The sequence below is a fragment of the Phenylobacterium sp. genome, assembly GCF_030693805.1.
Taxonomy (GTDB): Bacteria; Pseudomonadota; Alphaproteobacteria; order Caulobacterales; family Caulobacteraceae; genus Phenylobacterium.
Genome location: NZ_JAUXZW010000409.1, coordinates 1 through 19,018 on the forward strand (window position 1 = coordinate 1; position 19,018 = coordinate 19,018).

The 19,018-nt window shown below is 68.5% G+C and carries 20 protein-coding genes; 13 read left to right on the top strand and 7 right to left on the bottom strand.

Annotated features, from left to right (window positions below):
* Nucleotides 1–225: 225 nt before the first annotated feature.
* Nucleotides 226–561, top strand: a complete 336-nt coding sequence (locus Q8M88_RS16340) for a DUF2794 domain-containing protein (RefSeq protein WP_305598215.1) — start codon at nt 226–228, stop codon at nt 559–561.
* Between the two features lie 100 nt (nt 562–661).
* Here the strand turns inward: Q8M88_RS16340 and Q8M88_RS16345 are convergent, their stop codons facing one another.
* A complete protein-coding gene (locus Q8M88_RS16345; RefSeq protein ID WP_305598216.1) occupies nt 662–1,411 on the bottom strand; it encodes a Bax inhibitor-1/YccA family protein in 750 nt (249 codons plus the stop codon).
* Nucleotides 1,412–1,558: 147 nt separating this feature from the next.
* Here Q8M88_RS16345 and thpR point away from each other — a divergent pair, with 147 nt between their 5' ends.
* Nucleotides 1,559–2,092, top strand: a complete 534-nt coding sequence (gene thpR / locus Q8M88_RS16350) for an RNA 2',3'-cyclic phosphodiesterase (RefSeq protein WP_305598217.1) — start codon at nt 1,559–1,561, stop codon at nt 2,090–2,092.
* Here thpR and Q8M88_RS16355 read toward each other — a convergent pair.
* Nucleotides 2,089–2,472: a DUF2237 family protein gene (locus Q8M88_RS16355; protein WP_305598218.1), complete on the bottom strand. Its 384-nt coding sequence runs from the start codon at nt 2,470–2,472 to the stop codon at nt 2,089–2,091. The two genes, thpR and Q8M88_RS16355, sit on opposite strands and share 4 nt — an antisense overlap.
* 63 nt (nt 2,473–2,535) lie before the next feature.
* Here Q8M88_RS16355 and Q8M88_RS16360 point away from each other — a divergent pair, with 63 nt between their 5' ends.
* Nucleotides 2,536–3,399 carry a CoA ester lyase gene (locus Q8M88_RS16360; RefSeq protein WP_305598233.1) on the top strand — a complete coding sequence of 288 codons (864 nt, stop codon included), beginning with the start codon at nt 2,536–2,538 and terminating at the stop codon, nt 3,397–3,399.
* A complete protein-coding gene (locus tag Q8M88_RS16365) occupies nt 3,396–4,436 on the top strand; it encodes a hypothetical protein (protein WP_305598219.1) in 1,041 nt (346 codons plus the stop codon). Before Q8M88_RS16360 ends, Q8M88_RS16365 begins: the two co-directional genes overlap by 4 nt.
* A 10-nt stretch (nt 4,437–4,446) precedes the next feature.
* Here Q8M88_RS16365 and Q8M88_RS16370 read toward each other — a convergent pair whose 3' ends face one another.
* On the bottom strand, nt 4,447–4,884 hold the full coding sequence (locus Q8M88_RS16370) for an HIT domain-containing protein (RefSeq protein WP_305598220.1): 438 nt from the start codon (nt 4,882–4,884) through the stop codon (nt 4,447–4,449).
* 137 nt (nt 4,885–5,021) lie between these two features.
* Between Q8M88_RS16370 and mdh the strand changes: the two genes are divergently transcribed.
* Entirely contained in the window at nt 5,022–5,984 is a 963-nt protein-coding gene (gene mdh / locus Q8M88_RS16375; protein ID WP_305598221.1) for a malate dehydrogenase, read from the top strand.
* A gap of 155 nt (nt 5,985–6,139) precedes the next feature.
* Here the strand turns inward: mdh and Q8M88_RS16380 are convergent, their stop codons facing one another.
* Nucleotides 6,140–6,877 (bottom strand): lysozyme inhibitor LprI family protein, encoded by a 738-nt coding sequence (locus tag Q8M88_RS16380; protein WP_305598222.1) that lies wholly within the window; start codon nt 6,875–6,877, stop codon nt 6,140–6,142.
* A 229-nt stretch (nt 6,878–7,106) separates the two neighbouring features.
* Here Q8M88_RS16380 and sucC point away from each other — a divergent pair, with 229 nt between their 5' ends.
* The 8 genes from sucC to Q8M88_RS16420 all read left to right on the top strand — a co-directional run bounded on the left by sucC (nt 7,107) and on the right by Q8M88_RS16420 (nt 16,502).
* The gene (gene sucC / locus Q8M88_RS16385) at nt 7,107–8,300 is read left to right on the top strand and encodes an ADP-forming succinate--CoA ligase subunit beta (RefSeq protein WP_305598223.1); all 1,194 of its coding nucleotides are present in this window, start codon (nt 7,107–7,109) and stop codon (nt 8,298–8,300) included.
* A 50-nt stretch (nt 8,301–8,350) separates the two neighbouring features.
* The gene (sucD, locus tag Q8M88_RS16390) at nt 8,351–9,229 is read left to right on the top strand and encodes a succinate--CoA ligase subunit alpha (protein WP_305598224.1); all 879 of its coding nucleotides are present in this window, start codon (nt 8,351–8,353) and stop codon (nt 9,227–9,229) included.
* Nucleotides 9,230–9,387: 158 nt separating this feature from the next.
* On the top strand, nt 9,388–12,342 hold the full coding sequence (locus Q8M88_RS16395) for a 2-oxoglutarate dehydrogenase E1 component (protein WP_305598225.1): 2,955 nt from the start codon (nt 9,388–9,390) through the stop codon (nt 12,340–12,342).
* Nucleotides 12,343–12,377: 35 nt separating this feature from the next.
* Entirely contained in the window at nt 12,378–13,592 is a 1,215-nt protein-coding gene (odhB, locus tag Q8M88_RS16400; protein ID WP_305598226.1) for a 2-oxoglutarate dehydrogenase complex dihydrolipoyllysine-residue succinyltransferase, read from the top strand.
* Between the two features lie 90 nt (nt 13,593–13,682).
* Nucleotides 13,683–13,934: an antitoxin gene (locus Q8M88_RS16405; RefSeq protein WP_305598227.1), complete on the top strand. Its 252-nt coding sequence runs from the start codon at nt 13,683–13,685 to the stop codon at nt 13,932–13,934.
* Nucleotides 13,931–14,389 (top strand): PIN domain-containing protein, encoded by a 459-nt coding sequence (locus Q8M88_RS16410; RefSeq protein ID WP_305598228.1) that lies wholly within the window; start codon nt 13,931–13,933, stop codon nt 14,387–14,389. Before Q8M88_RS16405 ends, Q8M88_RS16410 begins: the two co-directional genes overlap by 4 nt.
* Before the next feature lie 85 nt (nt 14,390–14,474).
* Entirely contained in the window at nt 14,475–15,872 is a 1,398-nt protein-coding gene (gene lpdA, locus Q8M88_RS16415; protein WP_305598229.1) for a dihydrolipoyl dehydrogenase, read from the top strand.
* 156 nt (nt 15,873–16,028) lie between these two features.
* Nucleotides 16,029–16,502: a GNAT family N-acetyltransferase gene (locus Q8M88_RS16420; protein WP_305598230.1), complete on the top strand. Its 474-nt coding sequence runs from the start codon at nt 16,029–16,031 to the stop codon at nt 16,500–16,502.
* Between the two features lie 5 nt (nt 16,503–16,507).
* Here the strand turns inward: Q8M88_RS16420 and Q8M88_RS16425 are convergent, their stop codons facing one another.
* Genes Q8M88_RS16425 through fsa form a run of 3 tightly spaced genes read right to left on the bottom strand, consistent with a single transcriptional unit; the run spans nt 16,508 to nt 18,796 of the window.
* A complete protein-coding gene (locus tag Q8M88_RS16425) occupies nt 16,508–17,461 on the bottom strand; it encodes a tyrosine recombinase XerC (RefSeq protein WP_371132745.1) in 954 nt (317 codons plus the stop codon).
* On the bottom strand, nt 17,443–18,129 hold the full coding sequence (locus tag Q8M88_RS16430; RefSeq protein WP_305598231.1) for a DUF484 family protein: 687 nt from the start codon (nt 18,127–18,129) through the stop codon (nt 17,443–17,445). Before Q8M88_RS16430 ends, Q8M88_RS16425 begins: the two co-directional genes overlap by 19 nt.
* Before the next feature lie 13 nt (nt 18,130–18,142).
* On the bottom strand, nt 18,143–18,796 hold the full coding sequence (fsa, locus tag Q8M88_RS16435; protein WP_305598232.1) for a fructose-6-phosphate aldolase: 654 nt from the start codon (nt 18,794–18,796) through the stop codon (nt 18,143–18,145).
* Nucleotides 18,797–19,018: the final 222 nt, after the last annotated feature.

Sequence of the window (19,018 nt, forward strand, 5' to 3'; positions counted from 1 at the left end):
CGTTCGAATTAGGCGTCGGCTGATCGAAGCCCGCGATCCAGGGGGGCTGGGGGGGCTGTTCAGGATCCGGGACCAACAGGGTTCCGACCAACCGACCATCGCAATATCGAGACCTAACCGGGCGCGGACTGGACCGAAATAAGGTCATTTCGCGGCGGGCGATTTTGGCGCTTGCGGCTTGAGGGGCTCGCCAGGAAGCGAGCTTTGGCATTAGGCTGCCTGCCGATGGCAACCGATGCTTCTCCCGCGGCCCCACGCCAGGCGATCGTTTTTTTCCAGCGCCGCGAGCTGGAGCGCCTGCTTTCCCTATACGGCCGCATGGTGGCGGCCGGCGAATGGCGCGACTACGGCATCGCCGGCTTGCCGGAGGTGGCGGTGTTCTCGGTGTTCCGCAGGTCCGCGGAGGCGCCGCTCTACCGCTTCGAGATGCGACCCTCGCTGGCCCGCCGGCAGGGCGCATGGGCCCTGGTGGGCCAGGGCGGCATGATCCTGCGTCGCGGGCACGAACTGGACCAGATCCTGCGCTTCTTCGATCGCGACCGCTTCCGCGTCGTCGACTGACGTCACGCCGCATCGCCCGCAAACAAAACCCCGGCGGTCACCCGCCGGGGTCTGCAAAGTCGTTGGGCTCGACCTTTGGGTGTCGAAGGCGCGCGCCCTTTTAGCGGCGGCTGCCGAACAGGCTCATCAGGAATTGGAACAGGTTGATGAAGTTCAGGTACAGGTTCAGCGCGCCGTAATTGGTCGCCACGCTCATCCGCGCCTGGTCGCCGCCCAGCTCGTAGTAGGTCATCTTCAGGCGCTGGGTGTCGTAGGCGATCAGGCCCGCGAAGATCAGCACGCCGGCCACATTGATGATGAACGCCATCGGGCCGTTGTGCAGGAACATGTTGACGATCGAGGCGCCGATCAGCCCGATCAGGCCGATCATCAGGAAGCTGCCGAAACCGGTCAGGTCCTTTTTGGTGGTGTAGCCCACCAAGCTCAGCGCGCCGAACGCGATCGCGGTGATCAGGAAGGTCGAGGCGACTGAGGCGCCGGTGTAGGCCAGCAGCCAGACGCCGAGGCCGGCGCCGATCGCCGAAACCACGGTCCAGTAGATCGCCCCCGAAGCCGCGGGGCTCGGGTTCTTCATGAACATCGCGCCGATCAGTATGACGAGGGGCGCAAAGCGAATGACGGTGCCCAGAGTCGTGAAGCCCGCCAGGCGTCCCTCAGGCGTGAGAACATAAAGCATCTGCCGGACCGGCTCGAAGTCGGCGGTGAGCCAGGCCAGGGCGGCGGAGAGCACGAGGCCTAGCGCCACCTTGTTGTAGACGCCGAGCATGAAGCTGCGCAGGCCTGCGTCCACCGACATGTCGGCGCGATCCGCTGGGATCGTGCGCGCGTAGCCGCGGTTGAGGTCGCTCATTTGAGGCATTGCCCTTGATAAAGACGTCCCCGATTGGACGCTCTCTCAATATCGTGAGCGTAGAGGTTATGCGCAAGTCCGTATGGCATGACGACTACGTCATTCCGGACGTTGCAAATCGGACACGAATTCACGAGTTTGACTCCGATGCTTCGACTGTTCTCTGCGCTCGCCGTGCCGCCCGAGGTCGGGGAACGCCTGGTCCAGGCCCAGAGCGGGCTCGAGCGTGCGCGCTGGCGGCCGCTCGAGAGCCTGCACGTCACATTGCGGTTCTACGGCGACGTGCGCGAGGACGCCGCCCGCGACCTGGACGCCGAGCTGGCGCTCGCCGGCGCGGGGCCAGTAGGTGTCTCGCTGAGCGGCGTCGGCGCGTTCGGAGAGGGTCGCGACATCCACGCGGTGTGGGCCGCGGTCATCGAAACCGAGCCGCTGCGCCGTCTGGCGGAGCGCTGCGAGCGCGCCGCCCGCCGCGCCGGGCTGCGGTCGGAACGCCGCGTGTGGCGTCCCCACGTGACGCTGGCCTATCTCAACCGCCCCGATCCGGACGCGGTCGCTCGCTGGATCCAGGTCAACAACCTGCTCAGCGTCGAAGCCTTCGCGCTGGACCGCTTCGGCCTCTATTCCAGCCACCGCACCGCCGAAGGTTCGGTCTATCGCCAGGAGGCCGAGTATCCGCTCTAAGCCTTGACCGCGTAGTCCTTCAGGACGCCCAGCGTCACGATCGCCAGGGTCTCTTCGTGGGTCGCGTCCAGCACCAGCATCGGTGCGGCGCCGGCGTCCAGCGCCTCCTTCCAGCGCGGCGCGCACAGGCACCAGCGATCGCCCGGCTTCAGCCCGTCGAAGCCCAGCTCGGGCCGCGGCGTCGACAGGTCGTTGCCCACCGACTTGGAGTATTCCAGGAACGGCGCCGTCATCACCGCGCAGACCGTGTGGATGCCGGTGTCGTGTGGTCCCGTCTCGCAGCAGCCGTTGCGAAAGAAGCCGGTCAGCGGCTGCATCGAGCAGCTCGCCAGCTCCCCGCCCAGCACGTTGCGGGCGTCTTCATCGTATCGAGTGGTCATGGCGCCATTCTAAGCGATAAGACGCCGAATACAGCAACCATCAGTACGTCCCAGGAGGCCGTCATTCCCGCCGCCGCTCGTCCCCGCCGCAGCGTCCTCTACATGCCCGCCTCCAACGCGCGCGCCGTAGACAAGGCCCGCACCTTGCCATGCGACGTGGTCATCCTGGACCTGGAGGACGCCGTCGCGCCCGACGCCAAGGCCGAAGCCCGCACGCTTGCTGTGGACGCGATCCGCGCTGGCGGCTTCGGCTCGCGCGAGGTCGTGCTGCGGGTCAACGGTCTAGACACGCCCTGGGGCCGCGACGACCTGGCCGCCGCGCGCGGCGCCGGCGCAGACGCCGTGCTGGTCCCCAAGGTCGCCTCGGCCGCCGACGTCGCGGCCTACGGTTCCGCCGCGGCCGGCGTGCGGCTGTGGGCGATGATCGAGACCTGCGCTGCGCTATTCGCCCTCGACGCCATCGGCGCCGCGGCTCGCGAGCATCGCTTCGATGTCTGGGTGGCCGGGACCAACGACCTCGCCAAGGAGCTGCGCTGCCGCCAGGACGTGGAGCGCGCATCCCTGCTGGCGCCGCTGTCGCTGATCGTCGCCGCCGCCCGCGCCCACGGCCTGGCCGTGCTGGATGGCGTGTTCAACGGCCTGGACGACGACGCCGGCCTGGGGCGCCAGTGCGAGCAGGGGGCCGCCTTCGGCTTCGACGGCAAGACGCTGATCCATCCCCGCCAGATCGAGGCCGCCAACCGGGCCTTCGCCCCGTCCGCCGATGAGGTCGCCTGGGCGCGCACGGTCGTCGCCGCTTTCGACTCGCCCGAAAATGCGACCAAGGGCGTACTGCGCATCGACGGGCGGATGGTCGAGCGCTTGCATCTGGAAGAGGCGCGGCGTCAGATCGCCGTGTCGGAGGCGATCGCCGCCAACGGGGCATGACCTTGCTGCGCACCTACTCGAGCCGCCTTGGCGCGGCGCTGCTGCTCTGCTCCGCCGCGGCGGCGATTGTTCCCGGCCGCGCGGACGCGCAGGCCCAGGATCCGATCTCCGAGCTGTTGGACGCGCCCCAGGCCACAGCGCCCCAGGCCACAGGGCCGGAGGCCCCGCCGCCCGCCGCGCCGCTCGCGGTCCCGACGCCGCAGTCTTCAGCAACGCCGACCACATCGGCTCCCGCCGCCACACCGGCTGAGATGGACGAGGATGAAGCCGAGTCCCTGCCGCCTGGCGACCCTATCGCCGACCTCGCAGCGACCCCCGCAGAGGCGCCGGTTCCGGCCCCGCCGACCGGTCCCGTGACGCTGCCGCCGCAGAGCTTTCCCGAAACCGCCGCCACTCCGGCCGCCGTCAGCCACCCGGCGCCGATCATCACCGCGCCAGCCCAGGTCGAGGCTCAGCCGCCCGCCGCGCCTGTTGCAGTCTCGCCAGCGGTCGCGCCTGCTCAGGAAGCAACCGCCGCCCCGCCGCCGCCCCTGCAGTACGCCCGCCCGCCCCAGGTCCCGGCCAGCGCCCCGGCCGTTGCTCCGCCGCCGGCGCCCTATCGCCGCGCCGTCACCAGCCCGGTCCACGTGGACGAGGTCGGCCGCTCGCCCGAGGCGCCGCCGAACCAGCGCGACCTCACCTACGAACAGCGGCTGCGCGCCTCGTTCGCCTCGGCTCAGGGGATGCAGGGGCCGTTGGACGGCGCCTGGACGCTCGCCGCCCAACCCGGCGGCGACCTCTATTCCATGGAGCTGGTCGATCGGAACGGCCGGCCGCTGGAAGGCGCCTGGCGGGACTTGAAGCGGATCGGCGCGATCGGCGGTTCGGGTTTCCTGGAGGATATCCAGCGCAACGGCTCGCTGCTGACCCTGCGTTTCCGACCCCACACTGGCGCCGAAGCCGCCGTCGCCACGCTCTCACCCGGCGTCGACGGCCGCTGGTCCGGCGAGCTTCTCGACGCCGCCGGTCCCCGCCGCGTCACCCTGCGCCGCAACTAGGGGCGGGCTTCTACAACCCGAGGGTCGTCGCCGCGGCCGCCGTCGCCTCACGCAAGGCCGCCGCCGCATATGGCTGAGCCGTCCCCGCGCCCCACACCGGCCCTGGCCACGTCGCGTCGTCCGCGCGCCGCCCCACCACATGCACGTGCAGTTGCGCCGTCACATTGCCCAGCGCGCCGACGTTCAGCTTCTCCACGGGCCGTCCGGCGGCTTTGCCAAGCGCCCGCACCGCCCGGCCCGCGGCGAGGATCTCATCCATCAGCAGGTTGCGGTCGCCAGCGTCGAGGTCCTCGAGCTCGCGCGCGCCCAGCCGGCGCGGGATCAGCACCACCCAGGGATATCGCGCGTCGTCCTGCAGTCGCGCATGGCAGAGCCCAAGTTCTCCCAAGGCTCGCGAGCCCGCTTCGAATGCGGGATCGGCCGCCCATCCCTGCGGCAAGTGGGTCATCGCGCGCATCCTTCCGACAGTTCGATCAACGCCAAGCGCGGCTTCGCCTTGCCCACACGGCAAGTCGGGTCTAGACCGCGCCGCGACTTTTTCACCGCCATTCGGCCCACCCACCCCATTCCTCGGAGACCTTATCCATGGCTCGCGCGAAGATCGCCCTTATCGGCGCCGGCATGATCGGCGGCACCCTGGCCCATATCTGTGCGCGCGAGGAGCTGGGCGACGTAATCCTGTTCGACATCGCCGAGGGCCTGCCCCAGGGCAAGAGCCTGGACATCGCCCAGGCGACCACGGTGATCGGCTCCGACGTCTCGCTGAAGGGCGTCAACGACTACGCCGGCATCGCCGGCGCGGACGTCTGCATCGTCACCGCCGGCGTGCCGCGCAAGGCGGGCATGAGCCGTGACGACCTGCTGGGCATCAACCTGAAGGTCATGAAGGCGGTCGGCGACGGCATCAAGGCGCACGCCCCGAACGCCTTCGTCATCTGCATCACCAACCCACTGGACGCCATGGTCTGGGCGCTGCGCGAGTTCTCGGGTCTGCCGCACAACAAGGTGGTGGGCATGGCCGGCGTGCTCGACTCCGCGCGCTTCGGCCTGTTCCTGGCTGAAAAGCTCGGCGTCTCGGTCCAGGACGTGCATGCCTGGACCCTGGGCGGCCACGGCGACGACATGGTGCCGATGACCCGCTACTCCACCGTCGGCGGCCTGCCGCTGAACGTCCTCGTTGAACAGGGCGCGCTCAGCCAGGGCGACCTGGACGCCATCGTCCAGCGCACCCGCGGCGGCGGCGGCGAGATCGTCGCCCTGCTGAAGACCGGCTCGGCCTTCTACGCCCCGGCCGAAAGCGCAGTGGCCATGGCGACGTCGTACCTGAAGGACAAGAAGCGCGTCCTGCCCGTCGCCGCCCACCTCGACGGGCAGTACGGCCTGAAGGACATCTACGTGGGCGTGCCCGCGGTGATCGGCGCCGGCGGCGTCGAGCGCGTCATCGAGTTCCCGCTGGACGCCGGCGAGAAGGACATGTTCGCCAAGTCCGTCGCCTCCGTGCAGGGCCTGCTCGCCGCCTGCAAGGACATCGACAAGACCCTGGCGTAGACGGTCGTCACGCCCCCTCCGTCACGCCCCTTCGGGGCGCGCCACCTCCCCCGCTGCGCAGGGGAGGAGCGGGGTTCTAGCTCCCCTCCTGCGCAGCGGGGGAGGTGGCTTTCGCCGCAGGCGGAAGACGGAGGGGGCGAGCGTGCTGGACCCCCTCACCGCCCGTCGTCGGCGAGGCTCTCGAGCTCGCGGATGCGCTGGTCGTAGACGTCGGCGACGGCGGCGGCGGAATAGCGCGCCGCGTCCTCACGAATCGACAGCCAGTCGTTCTGTTCGTCATCCAACTCGCCGGCCGGCACGCCGATCGCGATCGCCCGCTGGTAGGCGCGCGCCATCCGCCGGTCGGCCGCTGACAGCCTGCGGTCTCCACATACCATCCGTTCGGCGACGGTGACCGCGCCTCGGCATGCCTCGCCAGCGGCTGACGGCGCCGCAGCCTCGGTGGGCTGGGGTTCGTCATAGGTCGGCGCCCGCGGCGTGATCGGGCCAAGCGATTGCCTGGCTTCGGCGAGGGCGGCCGAGGCCATGTCCGGCGGCAGCACCTCCAACGGGCCGTCAGACTGTGGCGCCGGCGCGAGAGGGGCGGGCGCCACGGGATTGACCAGGATGCGCACCTTGCCGTCCGGACCGGTGGCGGCCGCGGTCGCCAATGTCGGGGTCATCGGTTTGGGCGTCTTCAGCAGGTCCGGCCGCGCCCAGAGGCCCAGGCCGACGCCCAGCGCCAGGGCGATGGCCAGGCCGACGGCCAGCAGGATCGCCGGCTTCGGGCGGTTGGCCGGCGCCTCGACGGTGTTGGTCGTGCGCATCGGGCCCAGACCTTGGCCCAGACCTTGGCCCAGATTCTGGCCAGGATCCTGGCCGAGGCTGTGGCCTGCGTCGCGGTCGCTGGTCATCGGCGGAGGCTCCTGCGGCCGTTCGGGGTCATCTGCCAAATTCCTTGGCCGGTGCGCGGTTGCGGCCCGCAAAGCGCATCATCACGGGCGAACCTGAACTCGGCCTGAACCGTGCGTCAGATAGCGGGCGAAACCACGGCCGTGCCGGTTGCGCCAGTCATGTGCGGCGCCTATAACGCCCGCCACTCGCCGCCTGGGCGGGGGCTCAAGCCAGCGCGTCTGCGACCTCATGAACATACACGAACACCAAGCCAAAGCCGTACTCGCCGAGTTCGGCGTCGCCGTCCCGCGCGGACAGGCCGCGTTCACCGTCGACGAGGCGGTCAAGGCCGCCGAATCCTTGGGCGGTCCGTTGTGGGTGGTGAAGTCGCAGATCCATGCGGGCGGCCGCGGCAAGGGGCGGTTCGAAGGCCTTGGCGCCGACGCCAAGGGCGGGGTCCGCGTCGTCAAGTCGGTCGACGAGGTGAAGTCCAACGCCGCCGAGATGCTGGGCCGCGTGCTGGTCACGCACCAGACCGGGCCCAAGGGCAAGCAGGTCAACCGCATCTACATCGAAGAAGGCGCCGCGATCGCCCAGGAGTTCTACCTCTCCCTGTTGGTCGACCGCGAGACCAGCCGCGTGTCGGTGGTCGCCTCCACCGAAGGCGGCATGAACATCGAGGAGGTCGCCCACTCGACACCCGAGAAGATCATCACCTTCTCCATCGACCCGGTGACCGGCGTGTGGCCCCACCACGGCCTGCTGCTCAGCAAGGCCCTGGGCCTGAAGGGCGATCTGGCCAAACAGGCCACCAAACTGCTCGGCCAGCTCTATGCGGCGTTCGTCGCCAAAGACATGAGCATGCTGGAGGTGAACCCGCTGATCGTCACCGCCGACGACCAGCTCCGCGTCCTCGACGCCAAGGTTTCGTTCGATAACAACGCCCTGTTCCGCCACCCCGACATCGTCAAGCTGCGCGACGAGAGCGAGGAGGATTCGAAGGAGATCGAGGCGTCCAAGTACGACCTGTCCTACATCGCCCTCGACGGTGAGATCGGCTGCATGGTCAACGGCGCCGGGCTGGCCATGGCCACCATGGACATCATCAAGCTCTACGGCGCCGAGCCCGCCAACTTCCTCGACGTCGGCGGCGGCGCGACCAAGGACAAGGTCGTTGCGGCCTTCAAGATCATCACCACGGATCCCAACGTGAAGGGCATCCTGGTCAACATCTTCGGCGGCATCATGCGCTGCGACATCATCGCCGAAGGCGTGGTCGAGGCCGTGCGCGAGATCGGCCTGAAGGTGCCCCTGGTGGTCCGCCTCGAAGGCACGAACGTCGAGCTTGGCAAGAAGATCATCAACGAAAGCGGCCTCGATGTGATCGCCGCCAACGATCTGTCCGACGGCGCCGAGAAGATCGTCGCAGCCGTACGCAAATGACCACGCCTGCCGCCTGCGCTGAGCGTCCCTCCGAAACGAGCCCGAGCTAAATGTCCATTCTGATCGACAAGAACACGAAGGTCATCTGCCAGGGGATCACCGGCAGCCAGGGCACCTTCCACTCCGAGCAGGCCATCGCCTACGGGACCAAGATGGTCGGCGGCGTGACCCCGGGCAAAGGCGGGACCACGCATATCGGCCTGCCGGTGTTCGACACCGTCGGCGAAGCGGTGCGACAGACCGGGGCCGACGCCTCGGTGATCTACGTGCCGCCGCCCTTCGCCGCCGACTCGATCCTCGAGGCGATCGACGCCGAGGTGGCGCTGATCATCTGCATCACCGAGGGCATCCCGGTGGCCGACATGGTCAAGGTGAAGCGCGCGCTGTCCGGCTCCAAGTCGCGGCTGATCGGCCCCAACTGCCCGGGCGTGCTGACGCGGGACCAGTGCAAGATCGGCGTCATGCCCGGAAACATCTTCCGCAAGGGCTCGGTGGGCGTTGTCTCGCGCTCCGGGACGCTTACCTATGAAGCTGTGTTCCAGACGACCCAGGTGGGTCTCGGCCAGACGACTGCGGTCGGTATCGGCGGAGATCCGGTCAAGGGCACGGAGTTTATCGATGTGCTGCAGATGTTCCTTGACGACCCGGAGACGGAATCGATCATCATGATCGGTGAAATCGGCGGTTCCGCAGAGGAAGACGCCGCTGCGTTCATTAAAAGTTCAGCAACCAAGAAGCCTATGGTCGGCTTCATTGCTGGACGCACTGCGCCGCCTGGACGGCGCATGGGTCACGCGGGTGCGATTATCTCGGGCGGCAAGGGTGGCGCTGAGGACAAGATCGCTGCGATGGAGGCCGCGGGCATCCGCGTCTCGCCGTCGCCGGCGAAGCTCGGCGAGACCCTTCTTGAGGTGCTGAAAGGGGCTTGAGGTCGCCGCACGGCGACCCTGGCATTTGAGGGGACGTTCCTGAGCCTGCGCGGCCGCCGCCAGGGTCCAGGGAAGTCCTCGGAAATTTAGCGTTAGGGCGATCCGCGCTCGGCTCCTTTCCCAGAAGCTCCGCGGCGCGATCCCCGGGAGCGGATGGCATGGCGGACGACGCAGGGATTATCAACGAGGTGCTCGCCGAGACCTCGTTCCTCTACGGCGGGAACGCCGCCTTCGTGGAGGATCTCTACGCCAAGTGGGCGGTCGATCCCAATTCGGTCGAGCCGTCGTGGCGGGCGTTCTTCGCCTCCCTGCAGGACCGCGCCGACGAGGTGAAAGCCGCCGCTGAGCGTCCGGCCTGGGCCAAGGCCCTGTCGCCGTCGCCGCGTCCGGAATGGCTGTCGGCCATCGACGGCCTGTGGCCCGCGGTCGAAGCCAAGGTCCAGACCAAGATCGCCGGCCGCGAGCCCGCCGCCGACACCGACACGGTGCGCGCCGCCACCCTCGATTCCCTGCGTGCGATCATGATGATCCGCGCCTACCGCATGCGTGGCCACCTGCGCGCCAACCTGGACCCGCTGGGCCTCGCCGTGCCTCCGGGCGACGCCAGCGAGCTCGACCCGGCCAGCTACGGCTTCAGCGAGAGCGACTTCGACCGGCCGATCTTCCTCGACTACGTGCTGGGCCTGGAGACCTCGACGATCCGCGAGATCCTCGAAATCCTACGCCGCACCTACTGCGGCGATGTCGGCGTGCAGTACATGCACATCTCCGACCCGGCCCAGAAGTCCTGGCTGCAGGAGCGCATCGAGGGGCGAGACAAGGAGATCGTCTTCACCAAGGAGGGCAAGGTCGCCATCCTCAAGAAGCTGATCGAGACCGAGGGCTTCGAACGATTCCTCCACCGCCGCTTCCCCGGCACCAAGCGCTTCGGCCTGGACGGCGGCGAGGCGCTGGTGCCCGCGATGGAGCAGGTCATCAAGCGCGGCGGCGCGTTGGGCGTCGAGGACATCGTCATCGGCATGCCGCACCGCGGCCGCCTGAACGTGCTGGCCGCCGTGATGGGCAAGCCCTACCAGGTGATCTTCCATGAGTTCCAGGGCGGCACCAGCTTGCCCTCCGACGTCGAGGGCTCGGGCGACGTCAAGTATCACCTGGGCGCCTCATCGGACCGCGAGTTCGACGGCAACACCGTCCACCTGTCGCTGACCGCCAACCCGTCGCACCTGGAGATCGTCAACCCGGTGGTGCTGGGCAAGGCTCGCGCCAAGCAGGCGTTCAAGCTGCGCGCCAAGGCCGACGCCGGCCGCGGCCACGTGCTGCCGCTACTGCTGCACGGCGACGCGGCCTTCGCCGGCCAGGGCGTGGTGGCCGAGTGCTTCACCCTGTCAGGCCTGCGCGGCTACGGCACGGGCGGGGCGCTGCACTTCATCGTCAACAACCAGATCGGCTTCACCACCAGCCCGAAGAACAGCCGCTCCTCGCCCTATCCGTCGGACGTGGCGCTGATGGTCGAGGCGCCGATCTTCCACGTCAACGGCGACGACCCCGAAGCCGTGGTGTTCGCCTCGAAGATCGCCGTCGAGTTCCGCCAGCAGTTCGGCAAGGACGTGGTCATCGACATGTTCTGCTACCGCCGGTTCGGCCACAACGAGGGCGACGATCCGACGATGACGCAGCCCTTGATGTACGCGAAGATCAAGGAACACCCGTCGACGCGCGAGATCTACTCCCGCCGCCTGATCGCCGAAGGCGTGGTCAGCCAGGCGGAAGTCGACCTGATGCTGGCCGACTTCGACGCCTTCCTCGACGGCGAGATGGATAGCGGCAAGGCCTATAAGGCGAACAAGGCCGACTGGCTGGACGGCAAGTGGGCGGGCCTCAACCCCACGGGCGGCGAAGAGCTGCGCCGCGAAACCGGCGTGCCGCACCAGAAGCTGCTCGACCTCGGCCTGAAGATGACCTCGATCCCCGCGCGGGTCAGCGTTCACAAGACGGTCCAGCGGGTGATCGACGGCCGCCACGCCGCCATCAAGGCCGAAGAGGGCATCGACTGGTCGACCGCCGAGTCGCTGGCCTTCGCAAGCCTCCTCGACCAGGGCTATCCGGTGCGTCTGTCCGGCCAGGACAGCGTGCGCGGCACCTTCACCCAGCGCCATGCGGGCGTCGTCGACCAGACCAGCGAGGAGACCTACTTCCCGCTGCGCAACCTGACCGACACCCAGGCCCACTTCGAGGTGCTGGATTCCGCGCTGTCGGAAGAGGCGGTGCTGGGCTTCGAGTACGGCTTCTCGCTCGCCGACCCCAACACCCTGACGCTCTGGGAAGCCCAGTTCGGCGATTTCACCAACGGCGCCCAGGTGGTCATCGACCAGTTCATCTCTTCCGCCGAACGCAAGTGGCTGCGGATGAGCGGCCTGGTGATGCTGCTGCCGCACGGCTACGAGGGCCAGGGTCCGGAGCACTCCTCCGCCCGCCTCGAACGCTTCCTGCAGCTTTGCGCCGAGGACAACCTCCAGGTCGCCTACTGCTCGACGCCGGCCAACTACTTCCACATCCTGCGCCGCCAGCTGCTGCGCGAGTTCCGCAAGCCGCTGGTGCTGATGACGCCCAAGAGCCTGCTGCGCCACAAGAAGGTGGTCTCCAACCTCTCGGACCTGGCCGAGGGTTCGACCTTCCACCGGGTGATGGTGGACGGCGCCGAAGCCGGTTGCGACGTCGGTGGGATCGTGCTGAAGACGCCGGCCGAGATCAGCCGCGTGATCCTCTGTTCCGGCAAGGTCTACTTCGACCTCGTCGAGCAGCGCGCCAAGACCGGACGCGACGACATCTACCTGCTGCGCCTGGAGCAGTTCTATCCCTGGCCGCTAAAGTCGCTGTCGCAGGAACTCGCCCGCTTCCCCAACGCCGAACTAGTCTGGTGCCAGGAAGAGCCGAAGAACATGGGCGGCTGGACCTTCGTCGATCCGTGGCTGGAGCTGACCCTGGCGCGCATGAAGATCAAGGCCAAGCGCGCCCGCTACGTCGGTCGCCCGGCCTCGGCCTCCACCGCCGCCGGCCAGATGAGCCGCCACCTTCGCGAACTGGAAGCGTTCCTCACCGAAGCCTTCGCCTGAACGCCCGCCCGTAGATACTTAAGGAAGCTTATCCCATGGCCGACATCATGACGCCCACCCTGGGCGAGTCCGTCACCGAGGCGACGGTCGCGCGCTGGGCCAAGAAGGCGGGCGATCCGGTGCGCAAGGATGAGATCCTGGTGGAGCTGGAGACTGACAAGGTCAGCCTAGAGGTCGCCGCGCCCGCCGACGGCGTGCTGAGCGAGATCTCGGCGTCCGAAGGCGAGACGGTCGGCCCGGGCTCGGTGCTCGGCCGCGTCCAGGAAGGCGCCGCCGCGCCGGCTCCGGCAAAAGCCGCCGCCCCGGCGAAGGCCGCGGCCCCAGCGCCTGCGCCGGCCCCAGAGCCGGCCAAGGCTGCGGCTCCAGTCGCAGCGCCTGCGCTCGCGCCTTCGGCCCAGAGGATCGCCGCCGAGAACAAGCTCGACCCGGCCGCCATTCCCGGCACCGGCAAGGATGGCCGCATCACCAAGGGCGATGCGCTGGCCGCCCTCGACGCCCGCGCCAAGGCGCCCGCAGCGCCAGTCGCTCCCGGCGCGCCGCGCGAGGTGCATGAGCGCGAGCAGCGTGTGCGGATGACCCGCCTGCGCCAGACCATCGCGCGCCGGCTGAAGGAAGCCCAGAACGCCGCCGCCATGCTGACCACCTTCAACGAGGTGGACATGAGCGCCGTGATGGCCGCCCGCAGTCAGTACAAGGACGCTTTCGAGAAGCGCCACGGCGTCAAGCTGGGCTTCATGGGCTTCTTCGTGAAGGCGGTGGTCGCCGCGCTGAAGGCGGTGCCCGACGTCAACGCCGAGATCGACGGCCAGGACATCATCTTCAAGGATCACTACGACATCGGCGTCGCCGTCGGCACTGAACGCGGCCTGGTGGTCCCCGTGGTGCGCGACGCCGACGCCCTGAGCCTGGCCGGCGTCGAGAAGGCGATCGGCGCGCTTGGCCTCAAAGCCCGCGATGGCTCGCTCGGCCTCGACGATCTGCAGGGCGGCACCTTCACGATCTCGAACGGCGGCGTCTACGGCTCGCTGATGTCGACGCCGATCCTCAACGCGCCGCAGTCGGGCATCCTCGGCATGCACAAGATCCAGGATCGGCCGGTGGTGGTCGGCGGCCAGATCGTCATCCGCCCGATGATGTATCTGGCGCTGTCCTACGATCACAGGGTCGTCGACGGCCAGGGCGCCGTCACCTTCCTGGTCCGCGTCAAGGACGCCATCGAGGATCCCCAGCGGCTGTTGCTCGACCTGTAAGGCGCCTCACGCGTCTAGAGCTGTCGTCAACGCACGTTGAATCCTGCGCCTTGCTGTTGTATCTATATGATGTAGATACGGAGCCCAATGATGAGCGCCCATAAGACGGCGAAGCTGTTCACCCACGGCGGAAGCCAGGCGGTGCGCCTGCCCAAGGAATTCCGATTTGCCGGCGCCGAGGTTCGCATCCGCAAGGATGGGAACAAGGTCATATTGGAGCCCGTGGCTACGGACTGGCCTAGCTTCTGGGCCGAGATGGATCGGCTGCGCGAGGCGGCTGGCGAACCGTTTCCAGACCGGCCGCCGCAGCTGACGGCGCGCGACGTTAATTTCGACGAGTGAGGCTTGCGCTCGACACAGACGTGGCGATCGAGGTGATCCGCGGGCGCAGGCCGCATTACGGCGAGTGGCTGCAGGACGCCGAGATGGCCGGTGCGACGCTCCATCTGTCCACCATAGTCGTCCATGAACTGATGTTCGGGGCGATGGCCAGCGCTCATCCGGCCGACCACATGCGGCTCGTCGAGCAACTCGCCACGCGCATGGAGATTCATCCATGGGCGTCGGACGACGCCATGGAGGCGGCTCGAATCCGCGCCGACCTGAAGACTGCGGGCTCCACTGTAGGCGCGATGGACGTGTTGATGGCCGGTCAGGCTGTCAGCCAGGGCTGGACGCTGGTCACGGGCAATGTACGCGAGTTCATCCGGATTCCGCAGCTCGACATCCTGTCCTGGGCAGACCCGGCCGGGCCGCTCGATCGCCGGGCGTTGCAGGGGCGATTCCCGACGAAATGACCGCGGCGCACACGCTAACGCTCGCCTCTGAGGCGAAGGTTCTGTATCTCAGCCGCACCTTCCCGGACCACCGAGCGAGAACCCCATGGCCCAGTACGACGTCGTCATCATCGGCGGCGGTCCCGCCGGCTACAACGCCGCCATCCGCGCCGGCCAGTTGGGCCTGAGGGTCGCGGTGGTCGAGCTGGGTCAGACGCTCGGCGGCGCCTGCCTCAACGTCGGCTGCATGCCGTCAAAAGCCCTGCTGCACGCGTCCGAGATGTACGACGCGGCCAAGACCGAGTTCGCCACCCTCGGCATCGACGTCTCGCCCAAACTCAACCTGCCTCAGATGATGAAGCAGAAGGCCGAATCCCTCGGCGCGCTCACCAAGGGCATCGAGTTCCTGTTCAAGAAGAACAAGGTCGACTGGGTGAAGGGCGCGGGCAAGCTGGCCGGTCCCGGCAGGGTCGAGATCACGGCCGCCGACGGCGCCGTCCAGACCCTGGAAGCCGCCAATGTAGTGATCGCCACGGGATCGGAACCTGCCGGCCTGCCGGGCGTCAACGTCGACCAGAAGCGCATCGTTGATTCCACCGGAGCGCTGTCGCTGACCGAAGTGCCGAAGAGCCTGATCGTCATCGGCGCCGGCATCATCGGCCTGGAGCTGGGCTCGGTGTGGCGGCGTCTCGGCGCCGAGGTCACGGTGGTGGAGTTCCTCGACCGCATCACCCCTGGCATGGACGGCGAGACCGCCAAGGCCTTCCAGCGCTCGCTGACCAAGCAGGGCATGATCTTCAAGCTGGGCTCCAAGGTCACCGGCGCAACGGCCGACAAGAAGGGCGTCTCGCTCACCGTCGAACCGGTGGCCGGCGGCGCGGCCGAGACGCTAAAGGCCGACTACGTTCTGCTGGCCATTGGTCGGCGGCCGTTCACCGACAAGCTCGGCCTCGACAGCGTTGGGATCACGCCCGACAAGCGCGGCTTCATCGACACCGACCACTGGCGCACCTCGGCGCCTGGCGTCTGGGCGATCGGCGACGTCACCCACGGCCCGATGCTGGCCCACAAGGCCGAGGAAGAGGCCGTCGCCTGCATCGAGACCATCGCCGGCAAGGCGGGCCACGTGAACTACGGGATCATTCCTTCGGTGGTCTACACCTCGCCGGAAGTCGCCTGGGTCGGGCGCACCGAGGAGGAGCTGAAGGAGCAGGGGGTCGCCTACAAGTCGGGCAAGTTCCCGTTCAGCGCCAACTCCCGCGCCAAGATCAATCACGAGACGGAGGGTTTCGTGAAGGTGCTGGCCGACGCGACCACCGACGAGGTCCTGGGCGTCCACATGATCGGCCCTCAGGTCGGCGAGATGATCGGCGAATACTGCGTGGCCATGGAGTTCAAGGCCGCCAGCGAAGACGTCGCCCGTACCTGTCATCCCCATCCCACCCGCTCCGAAGCCCTGCGCCAGGCCGCCATGGGCGTCGAAGGCTGGACCATGCAGGCCTAGGCAAGCCACCCCAACCCGCTCATCCCGAAGAAAGTCGGGCCCCAAGCGGTCGGACCGCGCGCAAATAGCGCCTCAGCTTGGGCCCCGGCTTTCGCCGGGATGAGCGGAGTGGAAGGAAACGTGCGAAGCTCTCGGCGATCAACCGGAGACGGCGCGATGAGCGTCATTTCGTCATCGAGCGACCAAGCCAGCGCCATCGCCACCTTCGCCGTTCGCCGCGCCAGCGCCGCTGAGCTTCCTGCTTGCGCCGCGCTCTACGAGCGGGTGCTGCGCGAGACCTTCACCTGGCTCCCGCCCCATGTGCATCGCGCCCAGGACTTCCTCGACCACGCCCGTGACGAGGAGGTCTGGCTGGCGGCGCACGGCGACCGCATCCTCGGGGTCGCCAGCTACTACCGCCCGGCGGAGTTCCTGCATTCCCTCTACGTCGAAGTCCGCGGCCAGGGCGTCGGCAAGGCGCTCCTGGACCAGGTGATCGCGTCCGCCACCGGCCCGATCTCCCTCAAGGTCCAGGCCGAGAACCTGAGGGCCCGCGCGTTCTACATCCGGGAAGGCTTCATAGTCGTGGAGCGGGGCGACGCCGAACCCGGCAAACCTGCGTGGCTGCGGATGGCTCGAAGCGCGGACTGAGGCTTTCAGGCGTGCGGATGGGCCTTGGCGTAGGCGCCGAGCAGGGCGGCGGCGTCCACCTCGGTATAGCGCTGTGTGGTCGACAGCGAGGCGTGGCCCAACAGCTCCTGAATCGAGCGCAGGTCTGCGCCGGCGCCCAGCAGATGGGTGGCGAAGGAGTGGCGCAGCGCATGCGGCGTGGCGCTGTCGGGCAGGCCCAGACGTCCACGCAGCTTCTGCACCATGGCCTGGACGTGCCGAGGCGTCAGGGGGCCGCCGCGCTTGGCGACGAACAGCGGCTCGTCCCGACTGCTCGTGTAAGGAACCAGCGCCAGATAGGCGTCGACGCCCGCGCGCACCGCGGGGAGTACGGGCGCGAGCCGCGTCTTCCCGCCCTTGCCGGTGATTCTCAGCGTCTCGCCCAGCGGCGCGTCGCCGCGCTTCAGCGACAGCCCTTCCGAGATCCGCAGGCCGCAGCCGTAAAGCAGGGTCAGCACGGCTTCGTCGCGCGCCGCCTCCCAGTCCTCGCGATCCGGGTCGAGATGGGGCTCGGCGAGCATCCCCAGCGCCTGATCCTCGCTCACTGGACGTGGCGCGCCCGGCCGCACCTTGGGGCCGCGCACCAGGCTGATAGCGGCGTTCGGCGTGGCCATCCGGCGGTCCAGGAAGCGATGGAAGGCGCGCACCGCCGACAGGGCCTGGGCCATCGAGCGCGGCGACAACGGCCGATCGCCCTGCCGCAACCAGGCCAGGAAGGCGCGCAGGTCGGCGGCGGTCACCTGCGAGAGCGTATCCAGCACCGGCGTTTCGCCGAGGTGCCGTTCGAGGAAGTTCAGGTAGCGGGCCGCGGCGAACCCGTAGGCCTCCAGGGTGCGTGGCGAAGCCCGGCGCTCCTGCGCCAGATAGTCCAGCCACGCGATCTGTGCGGCGCGCGCGGACTGTCTCGTCTGTGCGGGGGCGTTCAGTTGAGCACCGGCCAGCGCTCTGCGGTGCGCTCCACGACGCGGGCCAGGAACGCCACCAGCTCGGCGCCCATATCCTCGGTGAATGCGTGCTCGTCGGTTGATCCGAAAGCCAGCAGGCCCTGCCGCGCCGGCTCCCAGATCGCCATGCGCACCATGGCCATCGAGCGCACCTGCGGCGCGCGCTCGCCGAACAGGCCCAGCGCCGTGGGTGCAAACCCCATCGAGGCCAGCTTCTGTCCGCCGCCCAGGATCATGTCCACCTGGCCCTCGACGAGCATCCGCCAGCCGGCCGGCGTGCGTCCCGGCCCCTCCAGCGCCACGACGCCGGCGGCCAGGCCGAAGCGCAGTTGCGCCAGCTCGTCGACGCGCCGTGCGAGGTCGGCGTGGTTGCGGGCTTCCAGCAGGTCGATGACCGCGCCGTGGGTCTGGGCCTGGGCGGAGAAGTTGGCCCGCGCCGTGGCCTCCAGGTAGCGCCGGGCGGTGGATTCCTCGCGGTGGGCGGCGTGCACCCGGGCCAGCGCCGCGGGGCCGAAGTCCACGACATTGGCCGCGTCCAGTCTCAGGCCCAGCTCGGCCAGCAGGCGGTCGTCGTCGCGCAGGAAACCCGGGTTCTCGGTCAGGAAGCCGCGGACCTGTTCGGGCGCGAGCGCCTCGTTTGTCGCCGTCGCCCGAAATCCGTCCATGCAGCCCCCGCCGTCACACGATGGACTGGCCGGTCTTCGCCCAGTCGCTCATGAATTGTTCAAGACCCTTTTCGGTTAACGGGTGCTTGAAGAGGTCCTGGAACACGTTCGGCGGAATGGTCGCGCAGTCCGCCCCGGCTAGCGCGGCGGCGGTCACATGCGCCGGGTTGCGGATCGAGGCGGCCAGGATCTCGGTGTCGAAGTCGTAGTTGTCGTAGATCGCGCGGATCTCGCTGATCAGCCCCATGCCGTCGGCGCCGTAGTCGTCGAGGCGGCCGATGAACGGGCTGATGTAGGCCGCGCCGGCCTTTGCGGCCAGCAGCGCCTGGGCGGCGGTGAAGCAGAGGGTGACGTTGACCTGGATGCCTTCGCGGGCGAATTCCGCCGTGGCGATCAGCCCTTCGCGTGTCAGCGGCGCCTTGACCACCACATTGTGCGCGACGGCGGCGAGCTTGCGGCCCTCGGCCAGCATGCCGGAGACATCCATCGCCGCGACCTCGGCGCTCACCGGCCCCTCGACGAGGCTGCAAATCTCGGCGATGACCTCCAGCATCGGGCGGCCCGACTTGGCGATCAGCGTCGGGTTGGTGGTCACCCCGTCGACCAGGCCCGTGGCGGCCAGGTCCTTGAGGATCGCCGTGTCGGTGGTGTCGAGAAACAGTTGCATGGCGGGCGACCTCTGGATGGCTTGGGCGTCGAGGTGTTTAGCGCCCGAAGGCTCGCCGGGCCACCCCGTGCGAGCGGTCCGCCGATGAGCCGGATCGCGCAGGTGCTGCTGCCGATGCCGCTGAAGGAAGCGCCAAGCAGTTTCCCGCTTCTGCGTTTGCACAACGGCGCCATCTGGCGCTGGGTGCGCCCACTGATCGGTTTTGATGACGCCGGGCAGGCG